Origin of the sequence: Marinomonas algarum (assembly GCF_020532605.1) — a bacterium.
Taxonomy (GTDB): domain Bacteria; phylum Pseudomonadota; class Gammaproteobacteria; order Pseudomonadales; family Marinomonadaceae; genus Marinomonas; species Marinomonas algarum.
Genome location: NZ_JAJATW010000002.1, coordinates 23,699 through 46,127, shown reverse-complemented (window position 1 = coordinate 46,127; position 22,429 = coordinate 23,699). Strand labels below are relative to the sequence as shown.

Genomic DNA, 22,429 nt, shown 5'->3' with positions numbered 1-22,429 from the left:
CAGACAACACAGCGATAATGTGTATGAAAGATGTATTCATGGTATTAATGTTTATTATTGAATTATAAGTATTTACCGAGTCATTCTATTGCTTCGTGTAAAGCATTTGCAATGATATGACCAAAATAAGGATGAAATTGTCTGGCTATTGTCATCTGGACTAACGCATTAGCACGAATGGCATGGACTTTCCCGTTACACCCAGTAGATTAAAAATCGTGTGGGCTTAACCAAATAGAAAGCTGCTGATTGCCAAGATAAGTGATTTCTCCTGAGTAACGTGAGGTACCACTTGAACTAAATTCAAAGGTGTAACGTCGTTTGACTTTTATCATGCCACTGTGCCAAACGGGTCGCCAGCCAGAGCCTGCAACACTGCCATCAAGCAACTGTAAGTTTAAAGATTCACAATGTTTTTTCGCTCGTTTGAGTGCTTGTTCACGAATGGTGATATTGCACCACCAAGCATATAAGACCGAGGCCAAAGCAAGAAAAACAACAATATCAATGAGCTGTAGGTTCATAACGTCAACTGTGCAGAAAAATAAACTGCCTCTATCATAACGAATATAGAAGTTGAAAAGACATAGGAGAGAAAAGAAAAACGTGGCTACCTCCCAAGCAGGAGAGAAAAAGAAGGTAGCCACGGGCTTCACACGGAAAGAACAAAACAACTAATAACCTCATTGATTGTTTGCTAAATTTGGGCATTCGGGGCAGCGAATGTGGAGAAAACCAAATTTGAGTCGTTAGCGTCAATACAATGGCCAGTCAGGCGGTTATTTAAGCGGCTTCTACTGCTCTCTCTGCGTAAAGTTGGATAACCCACTGCTCAATACGTTGATCAGTAAGTTCAAACTGTTGATCTTCATCGATGGCTAGGCCAACGAAATGTTCCTTGTCATGAATACAGGCTCTTGATGCTTCAAAGTCATAGCCTTGGGTTGGCCACTCGCCGATGAAGGAGGCTTTCGTACCTTGTAGCTTTTCATAAAGCCAGCCGACAGCGTCAATAAAATAATCACCGTAACCGAACTGATCCCCAAGCCCATATAAAGCGATGGCCGTATTTTCAAGTGACAATTCACTTAAGCTGTCGCCGACATCCTCCCAGTCCGCTTGGATACCCCCAAAGTCCCAAGTAGGGATGCCTAATATAAGCATGGAATATTGTTCTAGTTGATTAATGTCGATATCTTTAATATTAAAAACATCGAGTTGTTCGCCAAAGTTTTCCCACTGTTTGGCTATTTTATAACCCACTTGTTCGGTGTTATTGGTATCTGTTCCATAAATTAGGGCAATAGATGCGTTTGCCATGATCAATACTGCTCCTGTTAACTAGTGAATTTGGCCATACTGATGAATGTCGATACCAAAATGTTGGATAAATGCCGCTTCAAATTGATCTTCAGAAAAACCACTTTGTGCAAGTATGTGTGTTTTAGCAGAAGGGTCTTGTCTAATTTTTGCCGCCGCAGATTGAATCCGGTTATGAAGACAGTAACGCTCAATAGATTGGCCTGTAATCAAATGAAAACCTATCTCTAAAGCTTCGGTGTTTAAGCCTACCTGTTGAGCCAAACGATGAATGTTTGGTGTGTCATGTTCTGGCATTTCGACTAAATTTTGTGCTTGAAATAGCTTACGCTGGCAGTTGTTACATTGTGATAGGTGACTGAGCAATTGCAATTGTTCAATTAAACCAAATATCAGCGAATAAATATGACCTGCTAAACTAATGGCATGGCCTTGGTGATTAAGCACAGGAATCAATGATCGTGTGGTGTTGACTGTAACAGACAGTTCGATAATGCCATTGTCTATACCCAGTTTCTCCTTCATGCCACTGAAATGTTGAATGATTTGCTCTTCTGTTTCACCAAGAACAGAAGCTAGAAGTGACGGAGTGATTCTTGCCTGTAAAATGCTTTTGGGTTGATTTTTTTCTACAAGGAATTGCCCATGTATACTTTTTGGATGATAACTAATTTGCACAGAGTCGATGTCGTTAACGCTGTGAATGGGGCCTTTACCAATAAAAGAGAAATATAATCCAGCTGGTGCGTCTTCTTGAATAAGTAAATCTACATGACTGTTGAGGTATTGGTTCACCAAACTAAGATTGGGTAGCAAGGCACTGAATCTTCGATGACCCTTTAGCCAAGAAGAAAACTCAGACTTAACCGCGCCTTGCTCACTATACACATCGCGCAAATGTAATTGCATTGGTGACCACCCTCTAATTCGATAATGGTTATCATTTAAAAGGTTTTTTCAATCTAATGCAAGTGGTTCTCATTAAAAAATACGTAAAAATTAATTCAAATAGTCTGCACGGTTAAGACCATATTTCTGCATTTTCTGGTTTAGTGTTCTGCGAGGCAGTTGCAGTTGTTCTAAAACAAGTTGGATATTGCCCTTTTGCTGCCTAATGCTGGCTTCAATAAGGCTACGTTCGAACTCTTGAACTTTTACGCTTAACGGTAGAGGAGATTGGGTGTCAATATCGTCTTGAGCTTGATAGCCTGCGAGTATTTTAGCGACGCTGGTGTTGGGCTCTAAAGCATAACGAAGCGCCACATTGCGTAACTCTCGAACGTTACCAGGCCAGCCGTAGAGAGTGAGGGTTTCATGATCGATTGGGCTTAATTGTCTGACATCGCCACCACGCTCTTTCACGGCAAGGCGACAGAAGTGCTCGAAAAGCAGTGGGATATCAGCGCCTCTGCAGCGTAAGTCGGGAAGGTGAATTTGAGAAACATTTAAGCGAAAAAACAAATCCTGACGAAAATTTTCAAGGGTCTGTAGATCGTTTTTTGCGGCAGCCACGACCCTTAAGTCAATTTTAATCGTGTGATTGCTGCCAATACGTTCCAGTTGGTTTTCTTGCAATACGCGTAAAAGCTTTATTTGCATGGCTAATGGCATACTTTCTATTTCGTCTAAAAATAGTGTGCCGCCGCTGGCATGTTCAAGCTTGCCCACACGCTTTTTGTTGGCGCCAGTAAAGGAGCCTGCTTCATGGCCAAAGAGTTCGCTTTCAAATAGGTCTGCCGGTATGGCCGCACAGTTAATCGCGACAAAAGGTTGAGTGCTACGTGGACTGCAATCGTGCAGCGCTCTTGCGACCAACTCTTTGCCGCACCCTGTTTTTCCGTACACAATGACGTGAGTATCCATACTTGCAAAAGTACGAATTTGATGGCGTACACGAATCATTTGTTCATGTTGACCGATAATACTTTCTTCTAGCCCTTGAATATCGCCAAGGTATTGGGATTGGTTGGCATGTTGGCATTGAACTTTACGTAACTGAATGGCTTTTTCGACGGTTTGCAACAGTCTATTTGGATCAAAGGGTTTTTCGAGAAAATCAAAAGCACCATCACGTAAGGCGTTCACAGCGGTGTCTACATCACCATGTCCAGTGATGAGTATAAAGGGGAGCTCGGACTCTTGTGTCAAACAGTGGGTCATTAAAGTCAAACCGTCCATGGGTTCCATTCGAATGTCGCTGACAATGATGCAAGGCTCTCCAATAGAAAGGTGCGCTATAATGTCAGACGCTTCTTGAAACTCTCGTACCTTATAATCAGACAGGCGTAACCATTGAGCGGTTGTGGAGCGAACGATGTCATCATCGTCAAGTAGCCAGATTTCAATTTGATTATGGGCGTTTTTATCCATGGTTAGGCCTTCAACAGGGTTAAGCGAAAAACTAATTGTGCGTCGGTATTGTGTTTGGCTTGTAGCTTACCATTCATATCTTTGGCTAAATTGGCACTGATGGCCAGCCCTAACCCTAACCCTTTACCAATGGGCTTAGTGGTGAAAAAGGGCTCGAATATTTGAGTTAACTGAGCGTCTTCAATACCTGGGCCGTTGTCTTGATAGTTGATAATAAAGTGTTGATCTGTCTTTTCTAGAAAGAAACGAATCGATGGCGGAATAGACTGTTCGACACAGGCCTGTATGGAGTTGCTAATAAGGTTCGCAAAAATGCGCTCCAGACGAGTGGGTTCTGCGATAACGTAATCATTATCGTCTACCTCAATGCTGCATTCTATGCCATGTGCGTCATCGCCCAGACTCTTGATCGCTTTTTGAACGGATATTTTGATCGAGGTTGGTACTAATTGTTCAGGGCGTCGATAAGCCAGTACTTTGAGTTCTCTGGTTAAGCTCTGCATTCTGACGACGAGCGCTTCTAAATCCAGAAGGACTTTCAAGGCTTGCTCAGCGTCTTGGCGTTTGACCAATAATTCTGCCGTATAAGCTAGGGTTCGAATGCCTGTTAGGGGTTGATTAAGCTCATGGGCAATGGCCGCTGACATTTGCCCGATAGCCGCCAGCTTTTCAGTGCGTAATAGCTCATTTTGTGCGGCTTGTAGTGCTTGCGTCCTTTCTAGTACGCGTTCTTCTAGTCGGCTGTTGGCTTCTAATAAATTGAGTTCTGCTTTTTTTCGTTTGCTGATATTGATTAGGGTAACCAAGTAACCGTTGGCGTCGCTCCACTCTAAAGAGGAAACTGACAGTAGAGCGGGGAAGTGTTGTCCGTCATCTTTTCTGAGCAATACCTCTTGCTCTAATAGATTCGACGCAGAGAGCTGACGATGGTCACCTTTTTGAAGTTGCTGAACAAATGAAAGTGCGACCTCGTTTTCAGGACAATCAGGGAGAAACTCTTTTAAATCACGGTTTTTTAATTGTGCCGTTTTGCCAAAATAGCGTAATCCCATAGGGTTAATAAACGCAATTTCGCCGAATCGTGTCAGCTGTAAGAGACCAACATGTGTGTTTTCGATCAGAACGCGCTGTTGTTGAGCGCGATCAGCAATCAGTCTCTCGTTTTCTAATTTGGAGGCGATCTTGAGCGCTCGCTCTCGACGGTAAAGCCAGAAGAGAAAAAACAGCGCAAAAATCCCTAAGCTGACGAAGGCAATATTTTGGGCTTTCTTCTGTAGGCTTTGCAGATTAGACAAGTAGTGAATTTGCCATTTTAAATCGTCCAATGTGACATTTTGGACAAGGTGGTTTTCATGGTCAAACACATAGGTTTTAGCGCGAGTGTCATTGATAAAGGTGACATCGATAAGGTTGTCGAGCCAGTTTTGAACGATATTGCGATTGAGTTTGCTGGCAAGAAATGTGAGGTTGTTTTGGTCGGTAACGACGACTAAGTCATTTGAAATGTTCCAACGTTCTATTAAGTCACTGACATTAATGCGAACGGCAATGGCACCCGCTAAGCCTTTTGATGTATAAACGGGCGCTAAGACAAGGTGAGATGACTTGTTGTAGTCCGCGTTGTAACCCGATACTAGAATGTATTCACCTTGTTGCTCTTTTAAGGTGTTGCTGAGATCTTGCTTATTGAAGTAGTCGTCTAAAGAAAAATTTGGGGACTGCTCGCTGGAAACAAGTAAATCTCCTTGCGTCGATAGGATAAACCAATCTTGTGTCTTTGAAACATGAGTTAGATCTTCCAAATGACGATGAAGTCGCTGTGTGAGCTTGTCGTCCTTTGGGTTATCCATGAAGGCTAAGATGGTAGGGTTATCAACGAGAGCAAAGGGTAAAATGTGATAGTTTTTCAGCTCATTGCGTAATTCGATGACGTAGTCGAGTAGCTGGTCTTGGCCTTCAGAGTGCTTGCCAATGATAAGCGCCTGGTAGGCGATGCTGTTAATAGCAAAAAAGAGGGCGGTCAAAATAACGCCCCCTAGAGTGGAAAAAAACAGCCGATGTTCTCGAAATTGTGAAATCAAATAAAGTCTCGCGTGTTCTTACTAGCGTGTTTTTCTTAATTACATCAAGTTAAAACTGCGCAATAGTGTTACCCCAAGGCTGGTGGTAAATAACGAAACAATCGTGGTGATAACAATGATGTTGGCTGCTAAAGCAGAGTTGCCATTCATTGCACGAACCATGATGTAACTTGCTGATGCAGTAGGAGCGGATGACATCAGAAACAGCACGCCAAGCTCCATGCCACGATACCCTAGCAAAAAGCCACCGAGCGTGAGAGCAATGGGGACGAAAATAAGCTTGCCACATGAAGCAAGAATGGGGCCAGCGATCCCACTTCTTAATGAACTAAAGCTCAATGACGCGCCAGCGCATAACAGAGCAAGGGGTAACGTCATTTGAGCAAAATAGTCACCCGCTTGATACAAGGTGTGGGGGAGTTTTATGCCCGTTATTGACGTCGCGAAAGCAGCGACAATGGCAATAATTAAAGGGTTTTTGGCAATGCCTTTTAAAATACTTTTTGCATTGGTGTCTTTTCCCAAGCCACGACTTAAGCCAATAACAGAAAGAATGTTAAACAAGACCGTTACACCGCCTAAATACAACGAAGCGACAAGAAACACCTCATTACCGTATGCGTTGACACAATAGGCTAGGCCAATGATGCCCATATTAGAGCGAAAAGCGCCCTGAACGAGCACGGCACGGTCTGCTTTATCCGGCACCCAATAAGACATGATGACTTCAAGCGCAAGAAAAGTAACCACCACGGCGGCCATGGCATAAATAACCAGAGAAAAACTGGTGTCACTATTTAGATCTGTTCGGGAAATGCTGATAAATAAGAGAGCAGGGAGCGTGACATTGAACACCAGTTTAGACGCGGTATCAACGAAGTTGTCGTTAATAACGCGCATTCGGTACAAGATAACCCCAAGCACCAGTATCAAAAAGATTGGCATGGTGATGGAGAAAGAGAAAGCGAGTACGTCTAAAAAGTTGTCCAATGTCGTTCCTTAGTCATGAATCGAGTACAGGTAAAACGATCTATTGGTCGTTATTTTCGAAGCGATACCCAGCACCATAAACGGAATGTATAACATTAAGTTCAGGCGCCACCGTCGAGATTTTTTTACGTAATTTCTTAATGTGGCTATCGATGGTACGATCGCTAACAACACGGCTGTCTGTGTAGATACTTTTCATAATCAAATCGCGACCAAATACACGACCTGGTTCTTTGATCAGCAATTGCAGCAGTTGAAACTCAACGGTGGTTAGATCAATCAGTTCACCTTTATAGGTGGCGCGTAGGCGATCGACATCGAGGTCAAAGCCATCGGTTCTTGGGGATTCGGTTTGGTCTAACTCAACGCGGCGTAAGTTTGCTTTGACGCGAGCAACGATTTCACGTGGGCTGAATGGTTTGCAAACATAATCGTCGGCACCCATTTCTAAACCAATAAGACGGTCAATTTCTTCTGCCTTTGCTGTCACCATAATAATGGGAACACCACTGAATTGACGTACTTGTTTGCAAATTTCAATGCCGTCTAGACCAGGTAACATAAGGTCAAGCAAAACGATGTCCACTTGATTGTTTTTTATGTAGTTTACAGCAATGTCACCACGATCAAGGTGGTGATGCTCATAACCTGCTTGTTCTAAGTAAGCGGCCATCAACTCAGCTAATTTTGGTTCGTCTTCAACAATCAGTACTTTACTCATAAGGTTTATATTCCGCGTTAATTTAAAGGAAATTCTATTTTTATGCCTAGGCCGTCATCAGGTGAATGGTAAGCACTGATGGATCCTTGGTGACCGTCGACAATATTTGAGCAAATGGCCAATCCTAACCCTCTACCGCCCGTTGTTCGGTTTCTTGAGTTTTCGACTCGAAAAAACTGTTCGAAAATTCTTTCCTTGTCTTCGTCACTCACTCCAGGCGCGGAATCTTCAAAGCGCAAAACGGCTTTGTTTGATTCTTTGCTTAAAGAGACGGTTAGTCTTCCTGGGGCATTCGTGTATTTGAGTGAGTTGTTCATAAGATTTGAGAACAGTTGATGCAGTCGATCAGAATCACCATTCATGACAATGAGTTTCTTTAAAGCGCATTGATACTCTAAATCCAGACCTGCTTCATTAAACGGCAGTGTCATTGATTGAACTGTCTGCTCAATGATGTCATTGATGGAGACGTCCTCCATTTCATAATTTAAACTGCCTACATCATGCATGGATAACTGGTTTAAGTCATCTATTAGCCGTGCAATATGTAGGGTTTCTTGGTGCAATGAGGACAAACTGTCTGGTGTAGGCTTAATAATACCGTCTTGCATAGCCTCAATTTCACCTCGTAAAATAGCGACTGGTGTTCTTAATTCGTGAGCGGTGTCTGCTACCCAGCGTTTGCGAGCCTCCCTTGAGTGCTCCAAGGTACAGGCAAGATTATTAAAGTTACAACTTAGGCTGGCCAACTCGTCGCCACCTTTTACGGTAATCCGAGTGTCGTATTTTCCTGCTGCTAACTTCTTAGTCGCCCCTTGCATTGACATGATTGGGCGACTTAACCATTGCGCTAAGGGCCAGGTTAATAGCGCGGCAATGGCGAGCATAAAGGCAGAGATCAGTAAAAAAGCTTCCCCTTGCTGACGCACAAAGCGTAAGGTCTGATCTTGTACAAGTTCTCTTATTGAGCGTAAACCAACATACCCCACTACGTTACTGTCCACTTTGACGGCGTAGGTTTCCGCATCACTAAAACGTACCTTGCCGATAATAGGCTTACGGTCACTATCAAATAACAAAAAACGTTGGCGATAATATTGAGAAGGGTAAATAAGGTCGAGGTTAGGGGTGCTAGGTGGCGGAACAAGGTCACGAATATTTTCTAATTTTGCCTGATGCCACTCATGTTCCATACGACTTTCTTGTACCAGGAAATACCAGTCATCATAGTAGATATAGAGATTGGCAGTGCGATTTGCCATTTGCTCTAAAAAGTCTCGGTCTCGCTCTGTCGCGTAAGAAACAAATCCCTTATCAAAACTCCATTGAAAGACCTGCCACATAGACACAATTAATAAAATGTTGCTAAGAACAAAGACAGCAAACAGTTTATGTCGAATTTTTAACCCTTTGGTGATGGCCATAAATGGAAGTGGGTCCTGTTATTTAAACGGTATGATTTGCGTTGTAACGAATGAGCCATAGGGAAAATAATGTCGTATTTCCAGTGTTAAATGACATTATCATAACTATTAAAGGGTTTCATTCATCGAAGCTAGTGATTTTTTTACTATACAGTTTTAGGGTGAATTTTTACCACTTAGTTGGCGTGTAAATAATGAGGAATTCTTTGTTCTGTGTCACTAAAGTCGGTGTGTCAGGCGCAAAGGTATTTTGTTTTCTAGCATTTTAAGTGGGCTAGCAGTTCCTTCTTTTTAGGTGACACGTTAGAATCAGGTTTTTATGACAGTAAATTATAGGAATATGTAATGGGCAGAGCCTTTCAAAACCGCAAAGAGTCCATGGCAAAAACGTCTGATCAAAAAGCCAAGGTGTACAGTAAATACGGCCGTGAGATTTATGTTTGCGCAAAATCCGGTGGTATTGATCCGAATGGTAATTTGGCGTTGCGTTCTCTTATTGATCGAGCCAAAAAAGATCAAGTGCCAACTCATGTCATCGATAAAGCGCTGGATAAGGCGAAAGGTGGCGGCGGAGAAGATTTTGATACGGCCCGTTATGAAGGCTTTGGTCCTGGTAACACCATGGTGATTGTGGATTGCTTGTCTGATAACCCAAATCGTACTTTTGGTGATGTGCGTACTTGTTTTAATAAGGTTAAGTGCAAAATTGGCAGCCAAGGCAGCGTCAGCCACATGTTCGACCACAGTGCGATTTTCGTTTTTGCGGGGACTGACGAAGAGGTGGTGTTGGATGCTTTAATGATGGCCGATGTCGATGTAACAGACATTGAGCTAGAAGAGGGGAAGGTGACGGTTTTTGCACCGCATACTGATTACAATAAAGCCAAAACCGCCATCATGGAAGCGTTGGGTGAGATTGAGTTTGAAGTGGATGAGATCCAGTTCGTTGCCCAGAATATGACGGAGATCGAAGGGGACGATGTGGAGCAGTTTGATCGCTTCCTAGACCTTCTAAATGACTTAGATGATGTGCAGCGCGTTTATCATAACGCTGAATATTAAACGTTTTTACACACAGACACATTGAGTAAAACGCTCTGGTAAGTCCATTATCAGGGCGTTTTTTTACGGTATATGTCACTGTGATAAACCCGTCCGAAAAGCACATTTGAAGAGAAAAATACGAGAATATTATGCCAGAGTCCAAACCACAAATGACGTCGCCTTGTGTCAGTATCTGTCTATTAAACGACGATGATGTTTGTGTAGGTTGTTACCGCACAGGCCAAGAAATCAGTGTTTGGGGGCGATTAGACTACGATGCGCAATATGAAATAATGAAAAAAGTGCGCGAACGGGAAGCAAAAAGTCAGCTGGTTGGCTGACTCGTCTTTTACTTCTTGGTCGTCGTTTTGCTTTTCCTGTGTGGCTCTAATTCATCGAGTTTCTAAGGTTTACCCTTGTCTGAATTTTTAAGTTCAATCCACTGCGACATGTATTGGGTGCTCTTAAGGGTGTGATGACGAAGCATTAAGCCCAAAAAGTGCTTTTTTCGCAGTGTATCTTTTAGTGAATTTTGTAAAATAAGCCGATTGATTAATTTTGTTTGCCACTCTTTTGCTTGGTAACGCGCCATCAAGATGGCATGACCGTTTTTTTGCATCCACTGCCAACTGTCTTTGTCTTTATAAAGAGAAACCGCGGCGTTGATAAAGGTGGCGGTGTCATCACTGATCACACCGTTCCAAGGGAGCTCACCATGCATGGATTCTGCTCCAATTGTGGTGGTGATACTGGGCGTGCCTGTTTGCATCGCTTCAACTAATTTCCCCTTAATACCTGCGCCAAAGCGCAGTGGTGCCAAGCAAAGTCGTGCATTTTGCATAACCGCTTGAGCGTCTTCCGCCCACCCCTTTACGAGAAAGCCCTCTTTGGGGTTATGCAATTGCGTGGCTTTTGGTGGCGGATAAGCACCATAGATATGCAACTCCGCTTTAGGCAGTCGTTGGCGAATGCTTGGCCAAATATCGGATTTCAAATGCAGAACGGCGTCCCAGTTTGGCGCATGGCGAAAGTTTCCGATGCTAATAAAGTGCTGTCGTACCTCAAAGGTCGGCAGAGATTCTAAGGGTTCCGGTTCTGGAAGCATAAAGGGTAAATGGAAGACATGGGTTTCAGGCAGGTGAAATTCGTCAATTAACAGTTTTGTTTCCATTTCTGAGATCATCAACGTGAGATCGCAGCGATGAATGGCAGCGATCTCACGGATACCGTGTTCTGTGTACAGGTCATCTGTTTTAAAAGGGCGTTTCTGCTTTAGTGCTTGATGTCGTGCTTGTCGTAATGAGTGAAGGTCTTCCGTGTTCAAAACGCGTAAGGAATCAGGGCTGTATTTTTCGACACGCCAGCCAAACTGCTCTTCCATCATAAAGCGATCAAATACAACAATGTCAGGACGCTTATCGGCGATAAAGGTGTCAAAGGACGCATCATTAAGGACAATGTTTTCCGTGCTGATGTCGAGTTTGGTGAGGTCGGCCATGTGCTCAGTTTGCTGAGCGGGACTGGCGAAGGTCACTTGCCACGCTTGTTGGTGGAAACAAGTCAGTAACTGCATCATTCTGCTGCCGGCGGCAGAAGAGTTAGGTTCGGGCCATACATAGCCGATAACAAGTACATTCACGCTATTTTCTCACAACAGACGGTTTTTCAATTCTGTATTTGGCACAGAATTAGGACATATTCTGGTGGCTATTGTATCATGGTGGGCAGATTTGTATTGTCCGTTAAGCTTTTATAAAAAGTGGGGCAGTGCGGTAAGCAAACATGACATTGAGACAGTATTATGATCATCAAACCTAAAATTCGCGGATTTATTTGTACAACGACTCACCCTGTTGGTTGTGAGCAAAATGTACGAGACCAAATTGCCTTCACAAAGCGCAAAGGCTTGGTTGAAAATGGCCCTAAAAAAGTATTGGTCATTGGGGCATCCAGTGGTTATGGGTTGTCTTCTCGAATTGCGGCTGCGTTTGGCTCTGGTGCTGCGACGATTGGTGTGTTCTTTGAAAAGCCTGGTACAGAGAAAAAAACGGGCACAGCGGGTTGGTACAATTCTGCTGCCTTTGATAAAGCGGCAAAAGAAGAAGGCTTGTATGCAAAAAGTATCAATGGCGATGCCTTTTCCCATGAAGCGCGCGCCAAGGTCATTGAGCTCATCAAAGAAGATTTGGGTGAGATCGATATGGTTGTTTACTCCTTGGCGTCGCCTGTTCGTAAAATGCCAGATACGGGCGAAGTGATTCGCTCAGTATTAAAGCCGATTGGCCAGCCTTACCGCTCAACCGCGATCGACACCAACAAAGATGTGATTATCGAAGCGGAAATTGAGCCAGCAACGGAAGAAGAAGTCGCGGCTACCACTACCGTAATGGGTGGTCAGGATTGGGAATTGTGGATGTCTGCTCTGAACGAAGCCGGCGTATTGGCGAAAGGCGTACGAACAGTCGCTTATTCTTACATCGGTTCGGACATTACCTGGCCTATTTATTGGCATGGCGCGCTGGGTAAAGCAAAGGAAGACCTTGATCGTGCATCGGGTGCGATTAACGCACAGTTGGCGCCTTTGGAAGGAGGAGCCAATGTGGCGGTACTGAAGTCAGTGGTGACTCAGGCGTCTTCGGCTATCCCTGTGATGCCTTTATACCTAGCGATGGTATTCCGTGTTATGCGTGAAAAAGGAATTCATGAAGGCTGTATGGATCAGATTTACCGTATGTTCTCTGAGCGTCTTTACAATAATCATAACCCTGCCGAACTGAGCGATGATATGAATCGTCTGCGCTTGGATGATTGGGAATTGCGCGATGATGTGCAGCAGGCGTGTCGTGACTTGTGGCCACAAATCAATGACAGTAATCTTTTTGCTGAAACGGATTATCAGCTGTACAAAGATGAGTTCTTAAAGCTTTTTGGTTTTGGTATTGAAGGCGTGGATTACGAAGCCGATGCGAACCCTGAAGCGGATTTTGATGTGATCACTCTGTAACCTGTTATAGATTAGATTAAAGGAGTCTTAGCATCGCTTTGGCTCCTTTTTTATTGGTAGCATGTTGTTTGCATTATTGCCTGTCGGTGTTGTGAGGAGGTGTATGAAATACGCGTTTGCTTTGCTGTTTGTCGTCCCCTGCGTTGTGAATGCGCAGAGTGTTGAGCTTCAGTCTGTTGATATCATCTATGGTGATCGGGTGATTCATTCTCAGCATCAAGTTGTTTTGAGTACCGATGCGGATATTACCGTTATTCCAGCGGAGAACGCTCAGAACACGCTAGGGCCTAATCTCGTTATTTCTGCCGATGGAAAAACCTTGCCTTACTTGGAGCAAAGCCAAATTGCCGCTCGTGAGCAAGCTATTTTTGACGAAGTGAATAAAAGAACAGACGAGTCGCCTTTTACCGTATTATTTACCGGCACAATACCGGATGAAATCCAAGAAAAGCGCCTGCGTATGATGCCTGATATTGGTGTTTTTGCTGATGAGGTGAAAGGAATAAACAAAGAGCCCGACCTTAAACCGACAGTAGAAGAGGTTATGCCTGATGTGGGAGAATTTTCGGCCATTGATTCAAGTGCTGTTAATGCCAAATCTACTCAAGCTGATGATATTGAGCCACCCGCCTCAAAAGAGGATCAGCTTGAAGCTCTGATTGGCGGTTAAAGAGCGTGTTTTGACCGTTAATCTAAGCTATAAATGATTGTCGCTGGCTGATATGGGCTCCCATTTTTCTTGTTTGATTAGATCTTCAGGAAAGCGTTGATTATGGACAACAATCGTAGCGATGTCGTTTCGTTCAAGCTTGTGTTTTATATACGCAATGAAGTCTTTTCTTTTTATATTTTCCACATTTTTAATCCACTCTTGTTGAGTGTGAAAGTCTGGTTCTGCTTTGGCGATTTGACGCCACTCCGATAAGGCATTATCACTGAGGTTTTTCGCTGTCATTTTTAGTTCACCTAGCAAAGCGTGCTTTACTTGATTGAATGCATCTTCTGACACCTCGGTCAATGCCTGTGTTTGCTCATCTAGAAAGTGTTCTATGGCTTGAATCAAGGCTGCGGTGTCCTTATCAGGAGACTGCACCAGTAACCCGAGTATGGGCGTATTTCGGATGCTGAGATTTTGAGCGCCAACAATGTAGCCTAGCTGCTGTTGGGTTCGCAGTTCGTGATAAAAAGCACTGCCAATTAGGCGTCTCAAAAGGGAAAAGTAAGCTTTCTCTATAATGGCTTTACTGCGTGTTTGTGTGCTGGTGTCGATCAAAGTATATAAAACAACACTGTCATTACTGGTGGAGTCAAATCGATGGTGATATTTCTTATGTGCGGTAATGGTTTTTGTTTCAATCTCAATGGGCTTACGAGTGTTGAGGCGACCAGTAAAGCGTTGATACAGAGAATTCGCCAATTGTTTTGACTGTTGTTTGGTGACGTTGCCTGTGCTGTAGCCAACCACGTCAAAATCCTGTCTTGCCGATTTAATATAGTTGTTTAGCTCTTTTATTGTGACTGTTGGTAGTTCGTTGGCCAATGCCTCGATCGTCGAGCTGTCTTTGGTGATGAGGGTCGAAAATGCGCTGTTGGCATTTCTGAACGCCTGTTGATTGTTGTGATTCGCTAGGTCTTTATCAAGTTGGGATTTTATTTGCTCAAATCGCTCTTGTGTCGGTTGAAAGAGAAAAAACTGATCAATCAGCCAAGTAGTGAAGGTATTTTGTTTATCAGAATAGCCGCTGGTGCGCAGAGTAATGCCGTTACTGTGTGGATACAGAGCGTAACCTAACCCTGCAACATAGGGTGCGTAGGTTTCGTCGCTGACGCTGTCATTGAACAGTCTTGTCCAAAGTCGATTGAGTAGGGCGTTTCTAGCGCTATCAGCAGCATGATCAAAACGCAGGCCCACAAAGTTCATAGCCGTAGGTTTGCCAAAACTGTGACCAGATTTGTTCCAGTAGGTGAAGCCATGCTTTTGAAAGACAACGGAGGGGACGTCTTGCTGTTCTGTGATGAGTGCCAAGGAGTCAGGGATGAAGACATTCTTTTCAGGCAGGCTGACGTGTGTGTTCTTGATGTCGCGTTCCATCATGCTTAGAAAATCATGGCCCAAAGGCAGATTACTGTATTCGGTGTGGTACCAAGGTTCGGTTTGCCAGAGCACCGTCTGATCTGACCACTGTTCTGGAAAATGCTTGTCTGAGACCACTTGTATCAGTAGGTTCTGCGGTGTGAGTTGCTTTAGAAGTTGTTCTATATGCTCTACTGTTGCGGCTTTTTCAAGTCGGAAACAGCTTAAAATGTCGGTGGCAGGCGTTGTCAGTAGTCTTGCAGACAAAGAGCGCGCTAGGTCTTGTGGGTTGACATAGTTCTGGTTGTCAAACATCAGCTGACTCAGTTGTACGCCTTCGGTAAGGTACAGATTGTTCACCGGGGAAGACTTTAAGAGACTCAGTGTGGCGAAAAACTGTTGGGCGACACGGTCTATGTTATCGAGTCCTTCGTTTGTTAGGCGAAAAGCCACCTTTAAGAAGGCATGATTGCCGTAATCGGGTGTGATGCCAACGCTTAGTGCATTAATCAGGCCTTCTGATTTCAATTCAGCATAGAGTGAACCTTTGTTTTCATTGCCTAAAATATAGGAAAGATAGCGTGTTGGTTGCGTTTCGTAGTGTTTTTCTTGGGCATCAATTTGGTAATAAAGCGTCATGATATTGCTGTCAGCGAGAGAGCGAACAAACTGCAACTGAGGGGCTCTATTTGATTGAAGTGGACGGGGTGAAATGAGGGCTGGATATTGCAGTGGCTTCGTTTTCTTTTTTTGTGGAATATCAGAGAAATAGCGTTTTGCTAAGGCGGCCATGCGCCTGTTGTCTAAATTTGCCACCATGACCAAAGCCATATTGTCACTGTGGTAATAGGCGTTATATAAATCCAGTAACTGTTTGCGAAGTGCTTTATGTGGACGATCTTTAAGAGTATCTAGATTACCAACAGTGAAATGGCTGTAAGGGTGATCAGGATTGATTAGGGTTTTAAATGCCTGTGCATTGCGCCGACCTTCCTCTTTTAATTTTGCCTTGTATTCTGCATCCACGGCATTTTTTTCCCGTTGTGTCAGTTCTTCACTGAACAAAGGTGCGATGAAAAACTGTGAGAAGCGGTCAAGAGCACCCTCAAAGGCCAAAGGTTTTACATCAAAGTAGAAATTTGTGGTATCCGTGCTGGTGTAAGCATTGTGAGAACCGCCATGGGTATGAATATAGGTTTGATAACTGCCAGGGTCAGGGTATTTTTCTGTCCCTAGGAACAGCATATGCTCAAGAAAGTGTGCTAAGCCCTGCTGGTCGTCAGGGTCTTGGAAGTTTCCAACGCCAACGGAGAGTGACGCTGAAAATTGCTCTGCTTTTGGGTCGTTCACCAGCAACACTTTGAGTCCATTATCTAATGTCATGTGGTGGTAATTGTTTTGGTCGGTTAGGCTTTTCTTGAGTACAGCAGTCACTTTATCAAGGGGTAAGCTAGAGGGCATGTCCATCGCCGAGAAGTCGCTGTTAGTTAGATTTTGGGGGGGTGGTGTGGTCATTGAGTGGCGCGTTGTGTGTGCTTGAGCCGAAACAGAGTAGAGGGCTAAGCACAGCGAACAAATGATGAGGCGCTTTAAAAGAGTAATCATGTCATCAGACTAACTGAAGCAGCCCGTCAGGCGCAATGGTCTAAGACTAGACTTTTCATTCCTTTGCGACTGACAGATCTGACGGCCTGTGGTGTCGAGTGCGGCTTTCTATTGAGCGTTCAACGATTGACCGTTTATTTCCACACTGTCTTCTCCCATCAAATAGAGATAGAGAGGCATGATGTCATCTGGCGTTGCGAGCGTGTCAGGATTTTCGTCAGGGTACGCTTTTGCTCGCATGCTGGTTTGAGTTGCGCCAGGGTTAATAGCATTGGCACGAATCGAAGGCGAGTGTTCAGCCATTTCACTGGACATTAGCTGCATCATGGCTTCGGTGGCAAACTTTGATACGGCATAAGCTCCCCAGTTTGCCTTTGCATTTCGTCCAACGCCAGAAGAGGTAAAGACAATCGAAGCGTTCCGAGCCTTTTGTAGTAAAGGCATAAGGGCCTTGTTTAACATGAGTTGGCTGGTCACATTAACGCGCATGACTTGCTCAAATAGAACCGGGTCGTAAGTCGCAATGGGGGATCTGTCACCCAGAAGGCTAGCATTATGTAATATGCCATCAAGTTGGCCGAACTCCGCTTCTAAAGTATTCGCAAGCTCCATATAGTCGTGCTCGGCCGCGGTATCTAGATTCAATGGCACGATCGCTGCTTGAGGAAAGCCTTGTTGCTCGATGTGATCGTAAACTGCCTCAAGTTTTTTGAGTGTTCGACCAAGCAAAATAACCGTGGCGCCATATTTGGCGTACTGGATGGCAGCGGCTTTACCGATACCATCACCTGCGCCAGTCACAAGAATGACTTTGTCGTTTAGTAGTTGGCTTGGGGCTTGATAATGAAACATATCTCCTCCTTGTGCCTTTTTTGTTAGGCGTCGAGTTTTTGTGTGTGCATCATGTAATTAACAGACACGTCTCGTTCAGTCAACTTATAGACTTTTGTGATGGGGTTGTAAGTTAAGCCCGTCATGTGTGTCACGTCTAATCCAGCTTGGCGAGCAAAATTGCTTAGTTCTGATGGTTGGATAAATTTGGCGTAATCATGTGTGCCTTTAGGTAACATTTTTAGCACGTATTCCGCCCCTATAATGGCAAAAAGGTAGGATTTAGGGTTACGGTTAATCGTTGAGAAAAAGACGTGACCACCTGGTTTAACCAGTGTCATACAGGCCTTGATAACAGAAGAAGGGTCAGGGACATGTTCAAGCATTTCTAGGCAAGTGACCACATCGTATTGGCCAGCTTCACGCTCTGCGATTTCTTCAGCGGTGATTTTTTCATAATCGATATCGAGTTTTGATTCCTCTTTGTGAAGCTTGGCAACCGCCAGTGGTGCTTCCCCCATATCAATGCCTTTCACATTGGCACCCAGTGTTGCCATTGCTTCAGATAAAATTCCACCACCACAACCGACGTCGATGACTTTTTTGCCCTCTAAACCGTTGGATCGTTCATTGATATATTGTGTACGCAACGGATTAATGTCATGCAGCGGTTTAAATTCATTTTCTGTGTCCCACCAGCGGCTGGCTAGGGCTTCAAATTTTGCGACTTCGTCGAGGTCTACATTGGTTTGTTGATTTGTGGTCATTGTGTGATGTCCATATGTTTGTTTACTGATGATTAAAAGGGGCCTCCTTCGATGTATTGAAGGTGCCCAGCGTAAGGTCTGTTTTTTAGTATACCGTCAACCTATGGGTCGACCAATAGCAAACTTGCTTTGTTCGTTCGCCCTGTCTTATACGGTGCATTTTTCGACAAGGTGCTTTTGTTTTTATCTCTTCTTTTAAATAGCCCAAAGGGCAACAAAACATCCACCTTGCAGGAGTGTTATTTATTTCCTTATGGTATGATATGGCGCTTATAAAAAAGAGATTGGGGCGTCTTCTAGACTCCGAGGCATAAGGATCAATTGTATCTATGGGTGAATTAGCCAAAGAAATTATTCCTGTCAGTATCGAAAATGAACTGAAAGGATCTTACCTCGACTACGCCATGAGCGTTATCGTAGGTCGAGCATTACCTGATGTGCGTGATGGGTTGAAGCCTGTTCACCGTCGCGTTTTATTTGCGATGAATGAACTGAAAAATGATTGGAACAAGCCGTACAAAAAATCGGCGCGTATCGTCGGTGATGTTATCGGTAAATATCACCCTCATGGTGATTCTGCTGTGTACGATACCATTGTTCGTATGGCACAACCGTTCTCCATGCGTTACACCTTAGTCGATGGACAAGGTAACTTTGGTTCTGTTGATGGCGACAGTGCAGCTGCGATGCGTTACACCGAAATCCGTATGGCTAAAATTTCTCATCATCTCCTTATGGACCTTGAGAAAGAGACGGTCGACTTCGTGCCCAATTATGATGGCACGGAATTTATGCCAGAAGTGTTGCCAGCACGTGTCCCTGGTCTGTTGGTAAACGGGTCAGCGGGTATCGCTGTTGGTATGGCAACGAATATTCCCCCTCATAATTTGGGTGAAATCCTTGATGGTTGTTTGGCGGTTATCGATAACGCTGACGTGACCATTGATGAATTAATTGAGCATATCCCAGGACCTGATTTTCCGACAGGCGCCTTTATTAATGGTCGTGCTGGCATTGTTGAAGCCTACAAAACGGGACGTGGCCGAATTTACATGCGCGCACGTCACCATTTTGAAGACATGGAAAAAGGCAATCGCCAAGCCATTGTTTTTACTGAGATTCCTTACCAGTTAAACAAAGCCAAAGTCATTGAAAAAATTGCCGAGCTGGTAAAAGAGAAAAAGCTTGAAGGCATCAGTGAATTGCGCGATGAGTCTGACAAAGATGGTATGCGCATTGTCATTGAGCTGCGTCGTGGTGAGAATCCCGATGTTGTTGTTAATAATATTTTTGCGCAAACTCAGCTTCAGTCCGTATTTGGGATGAACATGGTGGCCCTGGTTGATGGTCGCCCACAGTTACTGAATTTGAAGCAGATACTTGAGTGTTTTGTAAAACATCGCCGCGAGGTGGTAACACGTCGTACGATATTTGAATTGCGTAAAGCGCGTGAGCGCGGTCATATCCTGGAAGGTCTGGCCGTTTCTTTGGCGAACATTGATCGTGTCATTGAGTTAATTCGTACCTCCCCAACGTCCGCTGAGGCGAAAGAGAAGTTGGTGGGCGAGTCTTGGGAGCCGGGTAATGTGGTTGCCATGCTGGAGCGCGCGGGCGCGGATGCGTGCCGACCTGATGATTTAGAAGCAGGCTTTGGTTTCGTTGATGGTTCGTATCATTTATCCCCAGAGCAAGCTCAAGCTATCTTGGATTTACGTCTGCATCGCTTGACCGGTTTGGAACACGATAAACTTCTTGGCGAATACAAGGCATTAATCGAGACCATTGGTGAGCTGCTGAACATTCTTTCTAACCCAGATCGGCTTATGGAAGTGATTCGTGAAGAGCTAGAAGAAGTACGTGATACCTTCGGTGACGCACGTCGTACAGAGATCTTAACGTCACGCCAAGACCTAACGATTGCGGATCTGATTGATGAGGCACCCATGGTGGTGACTATTTCAAGTACCGGTTACGCCAAATCTCAGCCTTTAGAGGAGTATCAAGCTCAGCGTCGAGGTGGTCGTGGTAAGTCTTCAGCGAGCATGAAAGACGAAGACCATATTGAGCATCTATTGGTAACCAGTAGCCATGACACCATTATGTTGTTCAGTAATTTCGGTAAAGTTTACTGGTTGCGTGTGTTTGAAATTCCGGTGGCAAGTCGTGGTGCAAAAGGGCGACCTATTGTTAACCTATTGCCATTAAGTGAAGGGGAGTGTATTTCGGCGCTTCTGCCTCTACCTGTTGTTGAAGACACGGAATCTGAAGGTGATACGACAGAGTCTGTAGATGAGGCGGCTTCTGAGACCGACAGCTATATCTTCATGGCAACTGCGAAAGGTACTGTGAAGAAGACGGCAATGCAGCACTTTGCTCGTCCGCGCTCTACTGGCTTAATCGCATTGAGTTTAGACGATACGGATGAGCTGGTGGGTGTCTCTGTGACCAACGGTAACAACGATATTATGTTGGTTTCGTCTTCTGGTAAAACAATTCGTTTTAAAGAGTCAGATGTACGTCCTATGGGTCGTACCGCAGCAGGTGTTCGTGGTATTCGTCTGAATGAAGAAGCGAAAGTGGTGTCTTTAATCGTGCCGCAAGAAGGCTTGGCGGTTCTGATGGCTTGCGAAAACGGTTATGGCAAACGTACCCTAATTGATGACTTCCCTGTCTATGGTCGTGGTGGTCAAGGGGTAATTGGTATCCAAGTTTCTGATCGTAACGGCCCCGTGGTTGGTGCGAAACAGGTCGACGAAACGGATGAAATTATTCTGATTACTGATCAAGGAACATTGGTTCGTACTCGTGTGACGGAAGTGTCCTGCCAAGGTCGAAATACGCAAGGTGTGACGTTAATTCGTCTGACAAATGACGAGCATCTCGTTGGTATTGAACGTGTTGTTGAAGATGAAGAGATCGCTTCCGAAGCAATAGACGATGATGCTGAAGTAGATCAAGTGACAAAGGATGCTGATGAGTCTCCTGATATAGAAGAACCTGAAGCAAACTAAGAAAGACAACGACGCACTTAGGTGCGTCGTTTTTGTTGTAGAGTGTGTTAACAAACAATGGCTGCAAACATCTAGAGGTAATACGCAGAATGAGCCGAGTATATAATTTTTGTTCTGGTCCCGCCGCTCTTCCTGAGGCGGTGTTAAAAAAAGCACAAGCTGAAATGCTAGACTGGCACGGTGCCGGTGTGTCTGTGATGGAAATGAGTCACAGAAGCACGGAATTTATGTCCATTTTGGCATCGGCAAAGGCTCGTTTAAAGCGATTGCTTAGCATAAATGACGATTATGAGGTTCTGTTTCTGCAAGGGGGCGCCTCAACGCTTTTTGCTCAGATACCAGCCAATTTAACGAACGGTTTTGAGACAGCGTGTTACCTAGATACAGGCGCTTGGTCGATAAAAGCGATCAAAGAAGCAAAGAAATACGCCAAGGTTAATGTGGTGGGTTCAACAAAAGAGCAAAACTACACTTCCGTGCCGGCATTTTCTGATTTAGAAATAGACGAAAAAGCCGCGTATCTCCATCTTTGTCCAAATGAGACCATTGGTGGGCTAGAGTTTTCTGAATTGCCTGACACTAGCTTGCCTATTGTAGCGGATTTATCTTCCACGATTCTTTCGCGCAAAATTGATGTCAGTAAATACGGTGTCATTTATGCGGGCGCCCAAAAAAATATTGGTCCTGCTGGTGTGGTTATTTGCATCATCCGCAAAGACTTATTGGTACGAAGCAGTGATCGTCTGCCGACCTTATGGAATTTTGCCAATTTAGCCGCTAATGACTCTATGACCAATACGCCACCGACGTTCGCTATTTACTTGGCGGATTTGGTATTTGAGTGGTTAGAAGCTCAGGGTGGAGTAGAAGCCATTGAAGCGATTAATATTCGTAAAGCTCAAGCGTTATACGATTACATTGATTCCAGCGCGTTTTATGCAAACCCTATCGATCCAGCTTATCGTTCTCGAATGAATGTGCCTTTTACCTTGGCGGATTCCTCTCTTGAGTCGCTCTTTTTGAAAGAATCTGAAGCGGCGGGTTTGCGAACGTTAGCAGGGCACCGCTCAGTAGGTGGTATGAGAGCGAGTATTTACAATGCGATGCCAATGGAAGGTGTTGAGGCGTTAATTGACTTTATGCGTGCTTTCGAAAAGCGTCACGGTTAATAGTAAAAGTTGGATAAT

Annotated in this window: 18 protein-coding genes; 6 read left to right on the top strand and 12 right to left on the bottom strand. The window is 44.4% G+C overall.

Annotated elements, in window-relative coordinates; translation table 11 throughout:
* Positions 1 to 209 precede the first annotated feature (209 nt).
* From LG368_RS02035 to LG368_RS02000, 8 genes are all read right to left on the bottom strand, one after another.
* Positions 210 to 524 (bottom strand): DUF3301 domain-containing protein, encoded by a 315-nt coding sequence (locus tag LG368_RS02035; protein WP_226753061.1) that lies wholly within the window; start codon positions 522 to 524, stop codon positions 210 to 212.
* Between the two features lie 259 nt (positions 525 to 783).
* Complete coding sequence (locus LG368_RS02030) at positions 784 to 1,320, bottom strand: flavodoxin (RefSeq protein ID WP_226753060.1); 537 nt, start codon at positions 1,318 to 1,320, stop codon at positions 784 to 786.
* A 21-nt stretch (positions 1,321 to 1,341) separates the two neighbouring features.
* Entirely contained in the window at positions 1,342 to 2,229 is an 888-nt protein-coding gene (locus tag LG368_RS02025; RefSeq protein WP_226753059.1) for a helix-turn-helix transcriptional regulator, read from the bottom strand.
* Between the two features lie 90 nt (positions 2,230 to 2,319).
* A complete protein-coding gene (locus tag LG368_RS02020) occupies positions 2,320 to 3,690 on the bottom strand; it encodes a sigma-54-dependent transcriptional regulator (RefSeq protein WP_226753058.1) in 1,371 nt (456 codons plus the stop codon).
* Positions 3,691 to 3,692: 2 nt separating this feature from the next.
* On the bottom strand, positions 3,693 to 5,714 hold the full coding sequence (locus LG368_RS02015) for an ATP-binding protein (RefSeq protein WP_226753057.1): 2,022 nt from the start codon (positions 5,712 to 5,714) through the stop codon (positions 3,693 to 3,695).
* 96 nt (positions 5,715 to 5,810) lie between these two features.
* Positions 5,811 to 6,761: an AEC family transporter gene (locus LG368_RS02010; RefSeq protein WP_226753056.1), complete on the bottom strand. Its 951-nt coding sequence runs from the start codon at positions 6,759 to 6,761 to the stop codon at positions 5,811 to 5,813.
* Between the two features lie 40 nt (positions 6,762 to 6,801).
* Positions 6,802 to 7,482, bottom strand: a complete 681-nt coding sequence (locus LG368_RS02005) for a response regulator (RefSeq protein WP_226753055.1) — start codon at positions 7,480 to 7,482, stop codon at positions 6,802 to 6,804.
* A 17-nt stretch (positions 7,483 to 7,499) separates the two neighbouring features.
* Positions 7,500 to 8,906 carry an ATP-binding protein gene (locus tag LG368_RS02000; RefSeq protein ID WP_226753054.1) on the bottom strand — a complete coding sequence of 469 codons (1,407 nt, stop codon included), beginning with the start codon at positions 8,904 to 8,906 and terminating at the stop codon, positions 7,500 to 7,502.
* 345 nt (positions 8,907 to 9,251) lie between these two features.
* Here LG368_RS02000 and LG368_RS01995 point away from each other — a divergent pair, with 345 nt between their 5' ends.
* Positions 9,252 to 9,968, top strand: coding sequence for a YebC/PmpR family DNA-binding transcriptional regulator (locus tag LG368_RS01995; protein WP_226753053.1), 717 nt, complete (start codon positions 9,252 to 9,254; stop codon positions 9,966 to 9,968).
* A gap of 131 nt (positions 9,969 to 10,099) precedes the next feature.
* Positions 10,100 to 10,291 (top strand): DUF1289 domain-containing protein, encoded by a 192-nt coding sequence (locus LG368_RS01990; protein ID WP_226753052.1) that lies wholly within the window; start codon positions 10,100 to 10,102, stop codon positions 10,289 to 10,291.
* 62 nt (positions 10,292 to 10,353) lie between these two features.
* On the opposite strand, the gene LG368_RS01985 is transcribed toward LG368_RS01990, so the two are convergent.
* Positions 10,354 to 11,589: a glycosyltransferase gene (locus LG368_RS01985; RefSeq protein ID WP_226753051.1), complete on the bottom strand. Its 1,236-nt coding sequence runs from the start codon at positions 11,587 to 11,589 to the stop codon at positions 10,354 to 10,356.
* Between the two features lie 162 nt (positions 11,590 to 11,751).
* Between LG368_RS01985 and fabV the strand changes: the two genes are divergently transcribed.
* Together fabV and LG368_RS01975 are read left to right on the top strand one after the other, a co-directional pair.
* On the top strand, positions 11,752 to 12,954 hold the full coding sequence (gene fabV, locus LG368_RS01980; RefSeq protein ID WP_226753050.1) for an enoyl-ACP reductase FabV: 1,203 nt from the start codon (positions 11,752 to 11,754) through the stop codon (positions 12,952 to 12,954).
* A gap of 103 nt (positions 12,955 to 13,057) precedes the next feature.
* On the top strand, positions 13,058 to 13,624 hold the full coding sequence (locus LG368_RS01975; protein ID WP_226753049.1) for a hypothetical protein: 567 nt from the start codon (positions 13,058 to 13,060) through the stop codon (positions 13,622 to 13,624).
* Positions 13,625 to 13,651: 27 nt separating this feature from the next.
* On the opposite strand, the gene LG368_RS01970 is transcribed toward LG368_RS01975, so the two are convergent.
* The 3 genes from LG368_RS01970 to ubiG form a co-directional block, all read right to left on the bottom strand.
* Positions 13,652 to 16,543: an insulinase family protein gene (locus LG368_RS01970; RefSeq protein WP_226753048.1), complete on the bottom strand. Its 2,892-nt coding sequence runs from the start codon at positions 16,541 to 16,543 to the stop codon at positions 13,652 to 13,654.
* A 198-nt stretch (positions 16,544 to 16,741) separates the two neighbouring features.
* Entirely contained in the window at positions 16,742 to 17,485 is a 744-nt protein-coding gene (locus tag LG368_RS01965) for a YciK family oxidoreductase (protein ID WP_226753047.1), read from the bottom strand.
* A gap of 23 nt (positions 17,486 to 17,508) precedes the next feature.
* Positions 17,509 to 18,231 carry a bifunctional 2-polyprenyl-6-hydroxyphenol methylase/3-demethylubiquinol 3-O-methyltransferase UbiG gene (gene ubiG / locus LG368_RS01960; RefSeq protein ID WP_226753046.1) on the bottom strand — a complete coding sequence of 241 codons (723 nt, stop codon included), beginning with the start codon at positions 18,229 to 18,231 and terminating at the stop codon, positions 17,509 to 17,511.
* A 329-nt stretch (positions 18,232 to 18,560) separates the two neighbouring features.
* Between ubiG and gyrA the strand changes: the two genes are divergently transcribed.
* Both gyrA and serC read left to right on the top strand, forming a co-directional pair.
* A complete protein-coding gene (gyrA, locus tag LG368_RS01955) occupies positions 18,561 to 21,242 on the top strand; it encodes a DNA gyrase subunit A (RefSeq protein WP_226753045.1) in 2,682 nt (893 codons plus the stop codon).
* 89 nt (positions 21,243 to 21,331) lie between these two features.
* Entirely contained in the window at positions 21,332 to 22,411 is a 1,080-nt protein-coding gene (gene serC, locus LG368_RS01950; protein WP_226753044.1) for a 3-phosphoserine/phosphohydroxythreonine transaminase, read from the top strand.
* Positions 22,412 to 22,429: the final 18 nt, after the last annotated feature.

Bases quoted from the DNA above. Each gene is read 5' to 3' on its own strand.
- LG368_RS02025 (WP_226753059.1), bottom strand. From the start codon at position 2,229: ATGCAATTACATTTGCGCGATGTGTATAGTGAGCAAGGCGCGGTTAAG.
- LG368_RS02035 (WP_226753061.1), bottom strand. From the start codon at position 524: ATGAACCTACAGCTCATTGATATTGTTGTTTTTCTTGCTTTGGCCTCG.
- LG368_RS01995 (WP_226753053.1), top strand. From the start codon at position 9,252: ATGGGCAGAGCCTTTCAAAACCGCAAAGAGTCCATGGCAAAAACGTCT.
- LG368_RS02020 (WP_226753058.1), bottom strand. From the start codon at position 3,690: ATGGATAAAAACGCCCATAATCAAATTGAAATCTGGCTACTTGACGAT.
- ubiG (WP_226753046.1), bottom strand. From the start codon at position 18,231: ATGACCACAAATCAACAAACCAATGTAGACCTCGACGAAGTCGCAAAA.
- LG368_RS01990 (WP_226753052.1), top strand. From the start codon at position 10,100: ATGCCAGAGTCCAAACCACAAATGACGTCGCCTTGTGTCAGTATCTGT.
- LG368_RS02005 (WP_226753055.1), bottom strand. From the start codon at position 7,482: ATGAGTAAAGTACTGATTGTTGAAGACGAACCAAAATTAGCTGAGTTG.
- LG368_RS01970 (WP_226753048.1), bottom strand. From the start codon at position 16,543: ATGACCACACCACCCCCCCAAAATCTAACTAACAGCGACTTCTCGGCG.
- gyrA (WP_226753045.1), top strand. From the start codon at position 18,561: ATGGGTGAATTAGCCAAAGAAATTATTCCTGTCAGTATCGAAAATGAA.
- fabV (WP_226753050.1), top strand. From the start codon at position 11,752: ATGATCATCAAACCTAAAATTCGCGGATTTATTTGTACAACGACTCAC.
- serC (WP_226753044.1), top strand. From the start codon at position 21,332: ATGAGCCGAGTATATAATTTTTGTTCTGGTCCCGCCGCTCTTCCTGAG.
- LG368_RS02000 (WP_226753054.1), bottom strand. From the start codon at position 8,906: ATGGCCATCACCAAAGGGTTAAAAATTCGACATAAACTGTTTGCTGTC.
- LG368_RS01975 (WP_226753049.1), top strand. From the start codon at position 13,058: ATGAAATACGCGTTTGCTTTGCTGTTTGTCGTCCCCTGCGTTGTGAAT.
- LG368_RS01965 (WP_226753047.1), bottom strand. From the start codon at position 17,485: ATGTTTCATTATCAAGCCCCAAGCCAACTACTAAACGACAAAGTCATT.
- LG368_RS02030 (WP_226753060.1), bottom strand. From the start codon at position 1,320: ATGGCAAACGCATCTATTGCCCTAATTTATGGAACAGATACCAATAAC.